Source organism: Methylophilus sp. DMC18 (genome assembly GCF_056314005.1).
Genome location: NZ_JBQUZE010000001.1, coordinates 90,808 through 106,682 on the forward strand (window position 1 = coordinate 90,808; position 15,875 = coordinate 106,682).

Consider the following 15,875-nt stretch of genomic DNA (forward strand, 5'->3'; position numbering starts at 1 on the left):
TACCCGCACGCGTTTGCATTCGGTACTAGAACTTAAACGGATTGTGCTTGCTCGTCCATTCTATAACCTTATGGCCGGGGATGCCACGCGAGATGCCAAACCCTTGGGCATAGTCGCAGCCCAGTTCGGCCAGAATCTGCGCCTGCTCGGCTTTTTCGACGCCTTCAGCCACCACCTTGCGGCCGAAGTCGCGGCAGAGCGTAATCACGCCACGGATCACCGCCATGTCTTCCTGGTCACTTAACATGTTATGGATAAAGGACTGATCAATTTTAATGATGTTGACTGGCAGGCGGCGCAAGTAAATCAGCGAGGAGTAGCCTGAGCCAAAATCATCAATCGAGAATGCAACGCCCAGCGCCTGGCATTGCTGGATGACGCGGTTGACGCGGGCAAAATCGCTGATGGCAGCACTTTCGGTGATCTCGATATGCAGCTGTTGCGGCTTGATCATGGCATACTTTTTAAACAAGTCAGCCAATCGTTCCGGAAACTGTTTATGCATTAAATGCTGGGCGGCGATGTTGACGGAGACTTGTGTGTCCAAGCCCTGGCTTTGCCACTCGCTCAATTGGCGCAAGCTTTCTTCTATCACCCAGTTACCAATATCCACAATCAGATTGGTATGTTCGACCGCGGTCAGGAAGTCGTTAGGGTAGAGCAGTCCGCGCACCGGATGCTGCCAGCGCAGCAAAGCCTCAAAACAGAAAATTTCACCAGACTGCATACAGACTTGCGGTTGGTAAACCAGGCGAATATGGTTGTTTTGGATGCCATGCAGCAAGTCCTTGAGCAACGCTTGCTGTTGCTGGGATTGCTGCGCAGACGCCAGGTCAAACAAATGGCATTGATGCCCACCATGCGTTTTGGCATGGTACATGGCATGGTCAGCATGCCGTAGCAAGGTGTCTGGCGGATTGCGGTCTATCGGGTATAGCGTATAGCCAATGCTGGCTGAAATGGAAAACTTGAATTTATCTACCTTGAACGGTTTTTCAATCGCCGTCAGCAACTTTTTGAGCAGTCGTGCATATTCGTTGGCCGTCCGTAGTCCGCACAACAACATGGCAAATTCATCGCCTCCGAGCCTGGCCAGGGTATCTTGCGGTTTGAGCAGGCCATTCAGTCGGGCTGCCAGTTGCATGAGCAAACGGTCACCGTATTCGTGGCCGTATTGGTCATTGACGATTTTGAAGTCATCCAGGTCAATATAACAAATGGCCACCAGCGTCGACTGGCTTTCCGCTTCGTGTAGCGCTTGTTGCAATCGGCTCGAAAACAATACGCGGTTAGGCAGTTGCGTCAGCACATCATGATAAGCCAGATGCTCAAGCATGTTTTGTTGCTCTTTGGCGCGCGTAATGTCTGAAAAGAGGCCGACATAATGCTGAAATTCGCCCGCCTGGTTGAGCACTGGCGACAATTCGAGTTCTACCAGATACTCATGACCTTGTTGATGACGGTTCCAGACCTCGCCCTGCCACTCCTGAAAGCCATGCTGGCTGTCATACAAGGACTGGAACAGATCTGGTTGCTGATAGGCGATGCCCAGTTGTTGCGGAGTTTTACCCATGACTTCAGGTTGTGCATAGCCTGTAATCACGCTGAAGGAGGGGTTGCACTGAATGATATGTCCCTGGGTGTCGGTAATGAAAATTGCATCATGGGCATGGTCAAACACGCTGGAAGAGACCTTTAGCCGGCTGGCATTGGCCTGCAGCTGGCTCACCATTTCACGCAGGCGTCTGCGCATTTTAAGCATGTTGGCGATCAGGCTGTCTGGGGCTGCCGTGGTTTGGTCTTCGGCAAAGTCGCCGCTTTCAATCCGCATCAATAAATGCTTGGCTGTCTCGGGATCACCGCCCAAGGGGTTCAACACAAATCGCTGCAAGCCGCTGACAATGGCAATCAGCACGACCAATGTCAGGATAAAGGTAATGATCATCAAAGGCGACAGCGCGCCCAGTGCAGACCAGTAAGCCTCACTAGTCGGGTACACAATATTGATCTGAAAATCCCATTCTGGCACCTGCCGCGTGACCTTGGTCCAGCGGTGCTGGCTATCTTTGAGGGCGGTTTCTGCCTCCAGGCGTGTCAGTCCATTGGTCAGAAAGCGGATATTGCCGTGTCCGTCGGTGATGGCTACAAAGCCTTTTTTCAAAAATCCCCATTGCCGGATCGCCTGGTCAATGGCGTTGAAATCAAGCTTGTAACCGACGTACCAGGCCCCAATCAGGTTGCCGTGATTATCCTGCATGGGTTCATAGCGGGAGAGATACGATTCCCCAAGGATATCTACCACGCCAAAATAAGCCTGATTTTTTTGCAGTGCGACAATCGCCTTGCCAAACGGATCCAGCTCTGTGCCAAAGGCATTGGTGCCATCCGCTTTTTTGACATTGGTAGAAATCCGCAGAAACTGCCCGCCACGTTTGACAAAAATGGTGGCGGTACCGCTACCTATGCGTGTCACTGAATCGACCAGTAGTGTGCTGCCGGTTTGAGGGGTATCCCCAAATTGCAAGTTTGGGACGTCCATTCCCAGTATCTGGGTCGTGCCGTTAATATTGGGCGGGCCTTCAAGCGAGCCATATTGTTTGAGCAAGGCCATACTTGAGAATACATGTTCGCTGACCAGGGTTTTCGCCGTGATCAACAGGTTGGACAGTTTTTGTGTTTCTTCCTGAGCCTGGGTTTCGATATTGTTTAAATGCGCGTTGAAAATAAATGCGAAAGAAACTAGACCGATCAGCAACCCCAAGCTGGTCAGTGGTAAAAGGATTTTTTTAAAAAGAGTGTAGTGCTTCATTGTAAGTTTATGTAATTATTTTATAAGTAATTTCCCCGTCCTGCATTTTTGTTTATACATGGCTTTACAACTGACTGCAATCATTTATAAGACCGGCCCCCTGTGCGAGCCCAATTTTAAATAAATGTCGTCTTATTTATTACACAAATATTTGGGAATGGTTTGTGGTGATGAATGATTGTGATTGATTTAGCCAGGTAAGGTGGCACTCACCTGAATGTTGTGAAAAAAATCTTTCAAATCAATCAATTAATGCGTAAAATGCGCAACTCTCAAGCATTAGCTGGTTACCCGCGTGGAAATCTATACTTCCCTCACTGCCAAACCCATTCAAAGTTACCGTCCTTATTGGGCGAAACGCTTTGGCACCGCCCCCGTGCTGCCCATGAGTCGCGCCGAAATGGATGCATTGGGCTGGGATAGCTGCGATATTATTCTGGTCAGCGGCGATGCCTACATTGACCATCCCAGTTTTGGCGTCGCCCTGATTGGCCGCTTGCTTGAGGCACAAGGTTTTCGCGTGGGCATTATTGCGCAACCAGACTGGCAGTCGGCAGAACCGTTCAAAGTGCTGGGTAAACCCAATCTGTATTTTGGCGTCACGGCCGGAAATATGGATAGCATGGTCAACCGCTATACCGCGGACCGCAAGATACGCTCGGATGATGCCTATACGCCGAATGCCGAGGCCAACAAGCGCCCTGATCGCGCGGTACTGGTTTACTCTCAACGCTGTAAAGAAGCCTATGCAGATGTGCCGCTGGTGATTGGCAGTATTGAAGCCAGCCTGCGCCGCATAGCGCACTATGATTACTGGTCAGATAAAGTCCGTCGTTCTATCCTGATGGATGCCAAGGCTGACTTGCTGGTGTTCGGAAACGCCGAGCGTGCCATTGTAGAACTGTCGCACCGTATTGCCCGTGGAGAAGCGATCCATGAGATTGAGGATATTCGCGGCACCGCGTTTATCCGCAAGCAAGTGCCAGATGAATTTGTGGAGGTGCCCTCTACCCGTCTCGACCGGCCAGGGGTGGTGGATAAGCACGAAGACCCCTATGCGATGAAAATGGGCAAAGCTGATGCCAGTTGCGCAACGGATGATCAGGCGAAAGACGCCAATGCCGCGGCGATCAGCTTGCCTTTACCGCTGAAAGCCGCCAAAGTGCCGCGCGAACGTCAGGTGATCCGCATGCCATCTTATGAAGCGGTGGTGAGTGATCCTGTCATGTATGCGCATGCTTCACGCGTGTTGCATCTGGAGTCTAACCCGGGCAATGCACGGGCACTGGTACAAAAGCATGGCAACCGGGAGGTCTGGCTCAATCCGCCGCCGATTCCACTCACGACCAAAGAGATGGATTATGTGTATGACTTGCCTTATGCCCGCAAGCCCCATCCGGCCTATGGCGATGCCAAAATCCCGGCCTGGGAAATGATCCGCTTCTCGGTCAACATCATGCGTGGCTGCTTTGGCGGCTGTACTTTTTGTTCGATTACCGAGCATGAAGGCCGCATTATCCAAAGCCGTTCAGAAGACTCGATTTTGCGTGAAATTGAAGAAATCCGCGACAAGGTGGATGGCTTCACGGGCGTGATCTCGGATTTGGGGGGGCCGACCGCCAACATGTATCGCCTCTCTTGCAAGTCTGAGGAAATCGAAAAGAATTGCCGCAAGTTGTCCTGTGTCTATCCGGGCGTATGTGAAAACCTCAATACCGATCACTCTGCGCTGATTCAGTTGTATCGCAAGGCGCGCAACCTGCGCGGTGTCAAAAAGATTTTAATCGGCTCTGGCTTACGCTATGACTTGGCCGTGAAGTCGCCCGAGTATGTGAAAGAGCTGGTGCAGCATCATGTGGGCGGCTATCTCAAGATTGCGCCTGAGCATTCTGAAGAGAATGTGCTGAGCAAAATGATGAAGCCGGGCATGGGTGCCTATGATGAGTTCAAGCGCATGTTTGAGCGCTTCAGTGCCGAGGCAGGCAAAAAGCAGTATTTGATCCCGTATTTTATTGCCTCGCATCCAGGCACCACCGATGAAGACATGCTTAATCTGGCCTTATGGCTCAAGCGTAATGATTTTAGATTGGATCAGGTGCAAACCTTTACGCCGACGCCGATGGCGATGGCCACAGCCATGTATCACAGCGGTAAAAATCCGCTGCGTAAAGTGACGGCGGATTCTGAAACCGTGCCCGTCCCTAAAGCAGGCAATATCCGCAAATTGCATAAAGCGTTTATCCGCTACCACGATCCACAAAACTGGCCGATGTTGCGCGAGGCATTGAAGAAAATGGGGCGGGCGGATTTGATCGGCAATGGTAAAAAGCACCTGGTGCCCGCATACCAGCCTGCCGTGTTGCCACAAATCGTGCAATCGGACGGCAGCCGCTTCCAGGCCAAGCCATTAGCTAAAGGCTTTAACCAGACCAAAAGCTTTGCCAGCCCGAAAAAGCACGCGCCGCGCAGCAAAAAACATTGATGGATTAGCGTGCCGCTTGCGTCGGCGCTATGCCGGCATTGAGCAGCGTAGGCGGGCGATAATCGGCTTGTGCCAGCCATTTTTCTGCTACCGAACTATCCAGCGTTACGTTAACCGCCGTCACCGGCAGGGCTTGCAGCGCATTGGCTACGTCGGGGGAGGGCGTGACTGGGCTGCCACGATAAGGCCGGTAAAATCTACCATCGCCTTTGCTAAACAAGCCCTTGAACAAAGCATACAGGCCATAAGCAAACGCTTTGTATGCATCTGTGGGGCTGGATAAGCAGGCATTAGAGGCCACTGAAAACGGTTTCAGTTTAAGGCCTGCGGCACGGGCTTTGTCCAGCATCCATCCCAGTGCAATGGTGGCCAGCGGGTCATGGCCATAACCGCCGCCGACATTGGCGTGCGCGCCGATAAACCAGCGCTGCTCCACCGCAATGTTCTCAGGTTTTTGCTGGCCGCCCGCATTGGTCCACATCGCTACTTTATAAGCTTCACGGTGTTCGTCTATTGCCATCGCATGGTAGGCATAAGAAACGATTTTTGACAGCTCGGTATCATGCCAGGCATAAAATCCCTGCTCTGAAATCATGGTGCCGGGGATGCCGAGCGCGCCGACGGTATCCCAAACTCCCAGAAAATGGACACAGACTTCCTGGCTGTAGGTCTGCCTGAACGCCAGGCAGTGGGGGCTCTCCGGTGCAGCGGATTTGTCGCGGTAGAGCGCTTCAGCGCGTGCGAGCAAATCTGGTGTGCTGGTGTTGAGTAACCCGCATTTTCGGATCAAGCCGACCAGGCTTCTGGCCGTATACGCGCCACGGCTAAAGCCAAACACCCAAATTTCATCGCCTGCCTGATAGCGCCTGACTAGCCAGTCATAGCCTTTAAGCAGGTTTTTGCTCAAGCCATACCCAAATAACCCCCCGCGCAACTTTTCGCCGGTGCCGGTCCCCACGCCAGGTTCATAGAAAAAACGCTGTTCGATGTCGCCATCCTTGGCTTCGATTAAGGTCGAGAGTTGGTAGACGTTGGTCAGGTCTTGCGGGTCGTTCCAGGTGCCATCAAATAAAACAATCAAACGTTTGTTGCTTTTCATCTGGCTGTCTCCGGGGTTGAGGGGGAAGTGTCGCTGTATCCTTGAGTGCTCGATCATGGAGCTACCTGCCTATGGTAGCCCTCGGCGTGGGGGCTGGCAATGACGGCCTGATGCCTTGCAATCATGGCAGCGGATATTTATTTGTGAGACGATGTCACAATGCCGGTTGCTGAGGGTTTGCAACTGTTTAGCTAATCACAAAAAGTGAGGAATTTGATGCGAAGTGTCCGTTTGTTCGCCCTGTGTTTATTGATGGTAACCCCACTGCTGCAAGCGGCTGAGAAAGGCCTGTTCTGGCAGCTGGAGGCGCCCAATGGCCAGGTCAGTTACCTGTTTGGCACTATGCATACCGACGATAACCGGGTCACCAACTTTTCAGCGCCGGTGATTCAGGCGCTGAAAAATGTGAATATGTTTATGCTGGAGGTAGCAGAGGCGCCGCCAGTGAGTCTTTTGCAAATGCCAGAAGGCAATTTGAAACAGTTACTCTCTGAAGCAGAATTGCAGCAGGTCGCTGCGCTGGCAGACATGCACGTGATCCCGATGGATGCGGTGGTCAAAATGAAACCCTGGTTGCTGGCGGTCATGTTTGATTTGCCCAAGCCACAAACGCCGTTTGCGCAAGATCTGTTGCTTAAGGCTAAAGCAGAGGAGTTCGACAAACGTATTGTGGGATTAGAAAGTGCGCAAGCGCATTTTGGGGTCATGGATAGTTTGTCCATGGATGAGCAGTTGCTCATGTTGCGTGCGGTGCTCAAACGCAGCCAAAAGCAAAAGGAGCAAGACTTTGAACGGTTGATGAAGGCTTATCTGGCGGGGGATGCCGAGCAGGTCGCGAATATGGATGATGCCATGACGCGTGGCATTTTGCCGGCCGCCTTGTGGCAACGTATGCGTGTCAAGTTGCTGGACGAACGCAATGTGGTGATGGCCGAGCGTAGTCTGGAGCAGGCGCGACAAGGCAGTGTGTTTATTGCCGTTGGCGCGGCGCATTTGGCCGGTAAAAATGGCTTGTTACAGGCCTTCAGGCAGGCGGGCTTTAAAGTCACCGCCATCAAAAAATAGCGGTTGATGGGTGGTTGGAAAGCGTCTTCAGCTGTTGGTCTAGCGCGCCTGCGCAGAGGCGACTTCCTGTGCAATCTGGTTAATGTGGGCGACAAAATCAGCATCCTCGCCAACCAGCAGTCGTGGCAGGTGCTGGCGGAAATCCTCACGCTGGCACCATTCACGCATGTAATCCTCCCACGACATCCAGCGGCGCAAGCGTTTGCCACGCATGTCGGGATCGTAAGCCAGCAAATAGGCGCGCTCAAACAGTGAAATAAGGATTTCAAACAACACCAGTTTGCGCTCCTCCTGTTCGGCGCTGAGCGCCAGGGATTCGCGGTTGGAGCGCAATTGCAGGTCAGGGTGAGCCATCACCAGCTTGAGAAAATCCGTGTAGTTATCTGCCAGTAACTGGTAGACCTCTTCATCTTCATTTTCGCGCTCTTTGCGCTGTTCAAGCACAAACGTGACAATGGCCAGCGGCAAGCCGACCACGGTGACCACATAGCTCAGTAATTCCCAGGTTTCTAAAGACATCAAAGCACCGCAGTGTTTCAGGCCGGGTCCGGCCAGGGTTAAGAAAGGTAGTTAGTTGATCTGGCTGGCACGCTGTTGAATGATGTCTATGCACTCATCAAACTGCAAGGACTTGTCAAAAAAATACTCTACGCCCATATTTTGCGCCAGATTACGATAGTAACTGTTGCCATGATTCGTCAACATGACAATGTCAGGCGTTTTGTAAGGGTAGCTCTGCTGGCGGGTATGCCTGACCACATCAAAGCCCGTGCCTTTGGCCAGCTCAATGTCGAGCACGACCATGTCGTACTCATGGGCATTGAGCAGGTTGATCGCTTCATCACTGGTGGTGGCGACATCCTGGATATCAAGCTGCTGACAGTCTTGCAGCATTTCCACAATGACATCACGGATCAACGCAGAATCTTCAACTAACAATAATCTATACATAACAATCTCACCAATGACTCCCTGGGTGATCTAATTTAAGCAAGTTGAATGCTGACATGACAAAAGGGCGCCTTGTTAGTGATTTTTCTTTAGTTAAGTAGCCCATATTTAATGGCATAGTATGTCAGGTCAGCATTTGATTTCATGGCCATTTTTTCCAGAATGCGACTGCGATAAGTGCTCACGGTCTTGATACTGATGAAGAGCTCCTCTGCAATGGCCGTTGGGGTCTGCCCCGCAGCCAGCTTGACGAATACTTGAAACTCGCGGTCGGACAGGGTTTCATGTAACTGCTTTTCCGAAGGATGACTCAGTTCATTGGTCATCAGCTCTGCCAGTTCGGCCGAAATATAGCGTTTGCCGCTGGCAATGGTACGGATGGCCTGAATGATTTCATCTGAATCCGCATTTTTCGATAAATAGCCCTTGCAGCCGTTACGCATCAGGTTCAATGCATACTGGTCTTCAGAATAGCCGCTCAGCACCAGCACCGGCAAGGTCGGGGCGACGTGCTTAAGCTCATGCAGCGTATCGACCCCATTTTTATCCGGCATGGATATATCCAGTACCATGGCATCAAACTCGTTTTTGCGTACCAGCTGGATGGCTTCTGAGCCTGAGCTTGCTTCTCCGGTGACCTGCAGGTCAGACTCAAGCTCAATCAGGTTACGTAAACCATCACGAACAATACTGTGATCATCTACCAAAAGAATTCTTTTCATGTGGTTCTCTTATTGTTTTGGGGTGTCAGAAGCCGGTTTTTCAGTATGAGCTGCTTCGCCACCCTCATCTTCAGGTGTTGCCGGTGGCGGTGGCGCAATCTCGTTGCGGAATACCTGCCAGTCATGACTGATCATTGACAGCGAATCTGCAAACAAGGGTTTTTTATACCACTGTGCACGCACTGCCAAAAACACAATCAGTCCGATGGCGGCAGGAACCAGCATCACCAGCCCCAGAATCAAGGTGCGATGTGGATTCTCCCACAAGATGGAAAACAGCCACATCAACCCGAGCAAGCCGGTAAAAATAAACATGCTGAAGACCACCAGCAGGCCGACAATGCTGGTAGCCATGCGTTGGGTTTCCTCCAGAAAATCCTGCTTCATGTGTTGCGCTCTGTCTTCGGTATAGTCAGCCACATGATGGCGCAAATTGATGAAATTATCCTTCAATGCCGAGACTTTACGGTCTAGAAACAGTACAGCCACAAATTTCAGGAGGTTTAACCACATAGATTTCCTTAATTATTCGCGACGCTTGGCGCCCAACAGGTATCCTATCAGCAAACCGACGCCAGCGGCTACCAGTACCGTACCCAGTGGATGCTCTTGCACCGTGTCAGCGGTTTTGTCCTTGATGGTGTGATAGGTATCGCTGACTTCACGCTGTACCTGATCCTTCACACGGCCTGCTTTCGCTGACAGGTTAGAAGCCAATGCCGCTGCATTTTCTTCGCTGGTCAAACGGTCGATATTTGCTTTCAGGGTGTGAATCAAGGCCTTGGCCTTGTCTTGTGTCGTGTCAGCCGTGTCATTGACTGCGTCCAGCAAATCATTGGCGGTGGATTTGACTTGCGCTGCAATTTCTTCAATGGCTTGGTCAGATTTTTTAGCTAAATCATCCGTTGTATTTTCAACATGGTCTTTGGAAAAATTAAACATTTTGTAACTCCTTTAAAAAGTCATACAGCATGGTTGAAATCGATCTTGATGTTATATGAGCATTAAGATGCGTTTTCAATATGGTGCCATCTTAACTGCCCGGCCTGCGAGAATCTATCGGCTCACTACCGATTACACGGTCAGAATTCTCTGACAATACTTATTTGGCTTGATCACGCATGTTTACATTGCCCATCCTCATCAAGCCCGTTATGATGATAATGTATTGTTCACAATGCACATTAAAATACGCTGGATTGACCCTTCTTTCAATCTTTATCCTTGTAAACCGCATGCAAAAAATCAGAACCCAATTGATGGCCTTGCTGGACAGGCTGGAAGTCATCAGTGATACCTTTGGCGGTAATACGGTGGCTTTACTGACGGTGAGTTTATTGCTCGCTGCGGCCATGCTGGTGGTGAACGATCGCTTGATCGTCAATACGCGTGAAAAAACAGACCTGCTGACCAAACTGGACCAGCTCCTGATGGAGGAGTGGAAAACACAAGCCAGTCTTTCGGTGGCTGAAAGCGCGCAGCGCGGCTACTTGCTCACCCGTTCTGAAAACTATTTCGCGCCTTATGACGAGGCGACGCAGGAGATCAGCGAACATCTGCAAAACATCAATACGCTGTTGAACCATACCAATCTGGTCAAGCACATCACGATACAAAACATCATGAACCAGCTGGTCAACAGCATTGCCAAAAAGTCTGCCGAAATGAGTGTGACCATTGATTTTGCCAAGAAGCACCAGTTCGACAAGGCGTTGGCCGTGGTCAAGCTGGACTCTGGCATTAAAGAAAGTGCGAACGTGCAAATGCTCTCGCGCCAGTTTGAGAAGGAAATCACCGATTACCGTCACGAACTGGCCGAGGCGAGAAATAATATGCGGCGCATGATGCGCTGGTTTGTTATGGCGTGCCCGTTGATCTTTGTGTCACTGGTGGTACTGGTGATTCGCCGTTTATTGCGTGAGCTGGCAGAAAAAGCCAATTTGCACGAACGCTTGACGGATGAGAACGCTGAATACGAGCGCAATATCCAGACCCTAACCGTCAGCCTGCAACGCCAGGCGCTGCAGGCACAGACTAACATTGAGCGTGAGCGCTATCAGCTCTCGCGCGAATTGCATGATGAGCTGGGCTCGTTGTTGACAGCCATTAAAATGGATATTTCCTGGGCGATCAAATACTTAAAAGACAGCTCGCCGCAAATCACCGACAAGCTGAAAAAGACCAACCAATACCTGGACCGCAGTATCAACTTCAAACGCGAGATTGTGCAAAACCTGCATCCCTCCATGATCAAGAGTTTTGGTCTGATCGCCTCGTTGCAAAACCTGGTTGATGAGGCCGCTGCCCGTAACCATTGGCAAATGGATATCATCATGCCCGAGCAAGAGCTCATGATGAACGAGACCTTGAGTTTGATTATTTATCGCCTGGTGCAAGAGAGCCTGAATAACTGCAGCAAGTATGCACAGGCCAGTGGCGTTTCGGTGCATCTGATGCACGACGACCAGCATATCAAGCTTGAAATTGCCGATAATGGCATCGGCTTTGATATGAATAGTCTGACCAGTAGTAACACCGGCATTAGCGGCATGCGCAACCGGGTAGAGTCTATTGGCGGCCATTATGAAGTCACCAGTACGCCTGGCCAGGGCACCAGTACGCGGGTGATGTTACCTTTCCTCGCTGCCGAACCTGCAAACAACTAAGCCTCCTCATACAGCGTTTTACACGCTGTAGTCATATTCTGACAAGGGATTCAGTCGGTGGACGACTGACCCCTGTGCTCCCAGCCGGTAACATGGCTACACATCGCATCAACTACTTTGCGATGTGCGTAAATAAGGAGACGCAAATGTCAATGTCAAAATATAAACAAGCAATCATCTTTGGCAGCCTGTTGGCAACAACAATCACTGTGAATGCCTTTGCGTTCGATTTGGACGAAGTGCAAAACGGCGTACAGCCCTATCAGGAAGAGTTTAAGGCCTTGGACAAGAATAGCAACAGCACCTTGACCTGGGCAGAAATACAGCAAGACAAAAACGTAAAGAAAAAAGATTTCAAAGCGTTTGACCACGACAATGATGGCACTTTGAGCTATGAAGAATTTGCAGAGCTTAAGACACAGACCAGCCAGAAAGCCATTAAAGGCGCCATGTCTGACAGCTGGATCACCACCAAAGTCAAAGCCAAACTGCTCGAGGAAGAATCCTTGAAGTCACTCAAGATCAGCGTGGAAACTCATAAAGGCGAAGTATTGCTGAGTGGATTTGTGGGAGATGCCTCTCTCAAAGCCAAGGCTGAAGAGTTGGTGACTGGCGTAGAGGGCGTTAAATCTGTGAAAAACGCTATTGTGGTGAAAGGTTAACTCACACCCCCTCGCAAGCTACATATCCTCTCCCAATGATGTAGCTTGCTTTTTTTGTTTGGCGGGTTGTCCTACAAGTAGTTGTTAGATTCATCCTCTTTGCAGCTTGGACAACTCGCCCTCTTAATCACGTGTACAAATGAAAGGAAACATCATGAAAGTGAATCGTTATCTGACTATGAGTGCTTTAGTAACTTTAATGGGCCTTGCCAGCACCCATGCGCTGGCACAAGGCGAACCGATGTATAAATTTTTGCCTAGCGAAACGGTGGTCGACAATGTGAAAACCCTGTTGCAGAGCCATGGCGTAGATGCTTCAGCAATTGAAGTGAATTCTGACACCCATGGTGTGGTTCAACTGAGCGGTCAGGTTTCTTCCAAAGAGCAGGTTGAAACGGTGACTAATCTGGCCAAACAGGCTGAAGGCGTGTATGCCGTTCTGGGCGAGTTGCGCTATACCACTGGTGAAGTGGTGCCAGCCCCTGCGCCAGCAGGCATGGATACAGTGATGGATACTCCACCCGCACCTGGCAGCGCTGTTGAGCAGATGGATGCCCAATGAACTGATGGACAAGGCCATGCGGTGGTATCAGAGATGTCCCGGCAGGAGTTATTGATGCTGGGGCATCACATGTCTACCGGATTCGTACTCGGCCTGGTTGGCTTGTCGGATGAACAGTAACTGATCGGTGGCAAAACCCAATTCTTTGGCTTTGGCCATCAAATGTTGTTTGATCGGGTAGGGGAGTTGTGGTGTGCGGGAGAGTATCCATAAGTAATCTCTGCCACTGCTAACCAAGGCATAGTTGTAATAAGGCTTATCGATTTCGAGGATGGTGTAATCACCATAAAAAGGGCCGAAGAATGACACCTTGAGTTTGCCGGTACGGCTGCCGTCAGGATTGGCCGGATCGACAAATTTGGCCTTGCCGGTAGCGACACTCCAGTCGTTTTTCTGGGGATCGAAGCCACGGTTCACTACCTTGAGGGTGCCATCCGCTTCGATGGTGTAATTGGCCGTGACTTGCTCCAAGCCTTTTTCAAATCGGTTGTCCAGTCTGGCAATTTCATACCAGGTTCCGGTGTATTGGTTAGGGTCAAAGCTGCGGACAATCGATTGCTCGGCCTGGCTGGGCATCGGCGCTGAGCAGCTGATGAGACAAGTTGACACGATGCAAATGCAAATGAGGCTGAGACGGCTAGTTAACATAACAATATAGTCAATAAACAATATATGGTTTTTCAAAGACCATTTAAAATAGCATAAATTCAAACAAGGGATACAACATGAAAAAATTGATTTGGGGTGTGTTGTTCATATGCGCAACACCAGTCATGGCAGATAATCTGGAAACAGGTCTTGGCGGCGGCCTGGGCGCTGCAGCCGGGACTGCAGTTGGTAGCGTGTTAGGCGGCTCTACCGGTGAGGTCATCGGCGGCGCTGTCGGCGGTGGTCTGGGTGGTGCGGCGACTACAGGCCGTGCGGGACGGACCGGTGCCATTTTGGGTGGGGCTGCGGGCGGTGCCACCGGGGCAATGGTTGGGCGTAAAGTGAGCGGTACTACCACAGGCGCTGTGGTCGGCGCTGGTGTTGGCGGTGCAGGGGGTGCAGTAGTCGGTAAAGTGATAGACGAGCCGGATCCCTATGCAGGGCGTGGCTATGGCAAACGACACAAAGGTCCGCGCCATCACCACAAGCACAGACACCATGATCACGATTAAGACTGCTGATTAAGCGCGCATGTCGTACAAGTGTCTATTTGATCCTCTTCCCTTTTTCATTGAATGGAGCATGACATGAAAACATGGATGATTGCTGTCAGTTTGCTGATTGCCAGCAACCCCAGTTGGGCGCAAAGCTGTAATAGCAAAAATGTCGGTGCCAGTGGCGTTGGTGGCTTGGCTGGTTCAGCCATTGGTGCCGTGATGCTGGGGCCCGCGGGCGAAGTGCTCGGGGGCGCCGTAGGTGGTGCCGTGGGGAGTGTGGTCGCCAATGGCGGCAAAACTCAGCCGGCGACGATGTTGGGGGGTGCCGTTGGCGGGGCCGGCGGTGCAATCCTGGGGCGTGGTTTGGGTGGTGGCAGGTTGCTCGCGGTGATTGGTGCCGGTTTAGGCAGTGCAGGCGGCGCTTGCGTGGCCCAGCAAAGCGGGGCCACAAAAACACATCACGTCTCACACACGAAAAAACAGACTGCGAATAACGCCACTGTCAAAGCACAAAAATTGCTCGGCAGTTAAATCCAGGCTTGGGGCGGCTTGAGTTTCAAGTTGCCCGGCTTTCACACACAGAATTTAAAATTGCCAGTTTGCTAATGCCAGTGCTTGCTGGCAGTTTAATGCGCCGCCAGCTTGAGGCCGATAATGCCTGCCATAATCATGCACAAGCTGAAGATGCGCAATGGTGATACCGGTTCATTAAATAGCCAGATGCCGCCGATCACAGTACCGACAGCTCCAATGCCAACCCAGACGGCATAAGCCGTGCCGACAGGCAGCTGCTTGACGCAGACGCCCAACAGCCAGACACTGATGACCATGGTCACGATGGTCCAGAACGAGGGCCAAAACTTGGTGAATCCCTCGGTATACTTCAAACCGATGGCCCAGGCAGTTTCAAACAATCCCGCAATTATCAGTACTAACCAGATCATGAAGGTCCTTTGTTGATCGTTCAGGATTGAACGGCAATTAAATCCTCGTCGGTGAGCCAGCGCCATTCCCCCACTGCCAGGGTCTCTGGTAGCGCCAGTTGACCAATTTTGATACGTTTCAAGGCTTCTACGCGGTTGCCGATGGCGGCGATCATGCGCTTGACCTGATGGTATTTGCCTTCTGCCAGCGTGAGGTGTATCACGGTCTCTGTGATCTGTGTGGCGGCCAAGGCAGCAATCGTTTCGTCTTCATCAATCAGTTGCACGCCTGCCAACAGGTGCTGCATATCGGCAGTGCTCAAAGCGTGTTTGCAAGTCACCTCGTATACCTTGGGTACATGGTGTTTGGGCGAACTGACTTTGTGTATAAACTGGCCATCGTCTGACAGTAAAATCAGGCCGGTGGTATCTTCATCCAGCCGTCCGATACACTGAACGCCGCGTTCAACCAGTGGGCTGGGCAGCAGCGTATAGATGGTCGGGTGAAATTGGGTTTTATGCGTACATTCATAATGCGCCGGTTTGTGCATCATCAGGTAACTATGCTCGCGGTATTGCCAGGGCTCACCTTCCACCGTGAAGTGCAGGCTGTTGTCGAGCGCAAACTTGGCGTCCGGGTCATCACAGGGTTCACCATTGACGGTCACTGCATCGTTAACAATTAAAATGCGGCACATTTTGCGTGTGCCAAAGCCCTGCCGGTGCAAGATACGTTCTAAATCAAGTGTTTTTGCCATGCAGGAATTATACGTGAATGGCGCGCAGCTT

General features: G+C 51.2%; 17 protein-coding genes. 7 read left to right on the forward strand and 10 right to left on the reverse strand.

All coding sequences use genetic code 11. From position 1 onward, the window contains the following. Positions 1 to 25 precede the first annotated feature (25 nt). Positions 26 to 2,809 (reverse strand): bifunctional diguanylate cyclase/phosphodiesterase, encoded by a 2,784-nt coding sequence (locus tag ACT53G_RS00420; protein ID WP_194747340.1) that lies wholly within the window; start codon positions 2,807 to 2,809, stop codon positions 26 to 28. 295 nt (positions 2,810 to 3,104) lie between these two features. On the opposite strand from ACT53G_RS00420, the gene ACT53G_RS00425 reads away from it, so the two are divergent. Beyond that, positions 3,105 to 5,291, forward strand: a complete 2,187-nt coding sequence (locus tag ACT53G_RS00425) for a YgiQ family radical SAM protein (protein WP_476168397.1) — start codon at positions 3,105 to 3,107, stop codon at positions 5,289 to 5,291. Positions 5,292 to 5,295: 4 nt separating this feature from the next. On the opposite strand, the gene ACT53G_RS00430 is transcribed toward ACT53G_RS00425, so the two are convergent. Beyond that, positions 5,296 to 6,447: a DUF2235 domain-containing protein gene (locus ACT53G_RS00430; protein ID WP_476168398.1), complete on the reverse strand. Its 1,152-nt coding sequence runs from the start codon at positions 6,445 to 6,447 to the stop codon at positions 5,296 to 5,298. A 159-nt stretch (positions 6,448 to 6,606) separates the two neighbouring features. Here ACT53G_RS00430 and ACT53G_RS00435 point away from each other — a divergent pair, with 159 nt between their 5' ends. Next, entirely contained in the window at positions 6,607 to 7,455 is an 849-nt protein-coding gene (locus tag ACT53G_RS00435; protein WP_476168399.1) for a TraB/GumN family protein, read from the forward strand. A 39-nt stretch (positions 7,456 to 7,494) separates the two neighbouring features. On the opposite strand, the gene ACT53G_RS00440 is transcribed toward ACT53G_RS00435, so the two are convergent. From ACT53G_RS00440 to ACT53G_RS00460, 5 genes are all read right to left on the reverse strand, one after another. After that, positions 7,495 to 7,974, reverse strand: coding sequence for a hypothetical protein (locus ACT53G_RS00440; RefSeq protein WP_379077149.1), 480 nt, complete (start codon positions 7,972 to 7,974; stop codon positions 7,495 to 7,497). A 51-nt stretch (positions 7,975 to 8,025) separates the two neighbouring features. Then, positions 8,026 to 8,406 (reverse strand): response regulator, encoded by a 381-nt coding sequence (locus tag ACT53G_RS00445; protein WP_194747336.1) that lies wholly within the window; start codon positions 8,404 to 8,406, stop codon positions 8,026 to 8,028. 89 nt (positions 8,407 to 8,495) lie between these two features. After that, the gene (locus tag ACT53G_RS00450) at positions 8,496 to 9,128 is read right to left on the reverse strand and encodes a response regulator (protein WP_194747335.1); all 633 of its coding nucleotides are present in this window, start codon (positions 9,126 to 9,128) and stop codon (positions 8,496 to 8,498) included. A 9-nt stretch (positions 9,129 to 9,137) separates the two neighbouring features. Beyond that, positions 9,138 to 9,641 (reverse strand): phage holin family protein, encoded by a 504-nt coding sequence (locus ACT53G_RS00455; protein WP_313983403.1) that lies wholly within the window; start codon positions 9,639 to 9,641, stop codon positions 9,138 to 9,140. A 12-nt stretch (positions 9,642 to 9,653) separates the two neighbouring features. After that, entirely contained in the window at positions 9,654 to 10,070 is a 417-nt protein-coding gene (locus ACT53G_RS00460; protein WP_194747333.1) for an ElaB/YgaM/YqjD family protein, read from the reverse strand. A gap of 293 nt (positions 10,071 to 10,363) precedes the next feature. Between ACT53G_RS00460 and ACT53G_RS00465 the strand changes: the two genes are divergently transcribed. The 3 genes from ACT53G_RS00465 to ACT53G_RS00475 all read left to right on the forward strand — a co-directional run bounded on the left by ACT53G_RS00465 (position 10,364) and on the right by ACT53G_RS00475 (position 13,018). Continuing rightward, a complete protein-coding gene (locus tag ACT53G_RS00465; RefSeq protein WP_313983406.1) occupies positions 10,364 to 11,794 on the forward strand; it encodes a sensor histidine kinase in 1,431 nt (476 codons plus the stop codon). A 146-nt stretch (positions 11,795 to 11,940) separates the two neighbouring features. Continuing rightward, entirely contained in the window at positions 11,941 to 12,456 is a 516-nt protein-coding gene (locus ACT53G_RS00470; protein ID WP_313983409.1) for a BON domain-containing protein, read from the forward strand. A 154-nt stretch (positions 12,457 to 12,610) separates the two neighbouring features. Further along, the gene (locus ACT53G_RS00475) at positions 12,611 to 13,018 is read left to right on the forward strand and encodes a BON domain-containing protein (RefSeq protein ID WP_476168400.1); all 408 of its coding nucleotides are present in this window, start codon (positions 12,611 to 12,613) and stop codon (positions 13,016 to 13,018) included. Between the two features lie 48 nt (positions 13,019 to 13,066). Here ACT53G_RS00475 and ACT53G_RS00480 read toward each other — a convergent pair whose 3' ends face one another. Then, the gene (locus ACT53G_RS00480; protein ID WP_194747559.1) at positions 13,067 to 13,594 is read right to left on the reverse strand and encodes a lipocalin family protein; all 528 of its coding nucleotides are present in this window, start codon (positions 13,592 to 13,594) and stop codon (positions 13,067 to 13,069) included. 149 nt (positions 13,595 to 13,743) lie between these two features. Between ACT53G_RS00480 and ACT53G_RS00485 the strand changes: the two genes are divergently transcribed. Then, positions 13,744 to 14,178, forward strand: a complete 435-nt coding sequence (locus ACT53G_RS00485) for a glycine zipper domain-containing protein (RefSeq protein ID WP_275357100.1) — start codon at positions 13,744 to 13,746, stop codon at positions 14,176 to 14,178. Between the two features lie 75 nt (positions 14,179 to 14,253). Beyond that, positions 14,254 to 14,694: a bacteriocin gene (locus ACT53G_RS00490; protein WP_476168401.1), complete on the forward strand. Its 441-nt coding sequence runs from the start codon at positions 14,254 to 14,256 to the stop codon at positions 14,692 to 14,694. 95 nt (positions 14,695 to 14,789) lie between these two features. On the opposite strand, the gene sugE is transcribed toward ACT53G_RS00490, so the two are convergent. Continuing rightward, positions 14,790 to 15,107 carry a quaternary ammonium compound efflux SMR transporter SugE gene (sugE, locus tag ACT53G_RS00495; protein WP_194747328.1) on the reverse strand — a complete coding sequence of 106 codons (318 nt, stop codon included), beginning with the start codon at positions 15,105 to 15,107 and terminating at the stop codon, positions 14,790 to 14,792. A 20-nt stretch (positions 15,108 to 15,127) separates the two neighbouring features. Beyond that, the gene (locus ACT53G_RS00500) at positions 15,128 to 15,844 is read right to left on the reverse strand and encodes a pseudouridine synthase (protein ID WP_313983424.1); all 717 of its coding nucleotides are present in this window, start codon (positions 15,842 to 15,844) and stop codon (positions 15,128 to 15,130) included. Positions 15,845 to 15,875: the final 31 nt, after the last annotated feature.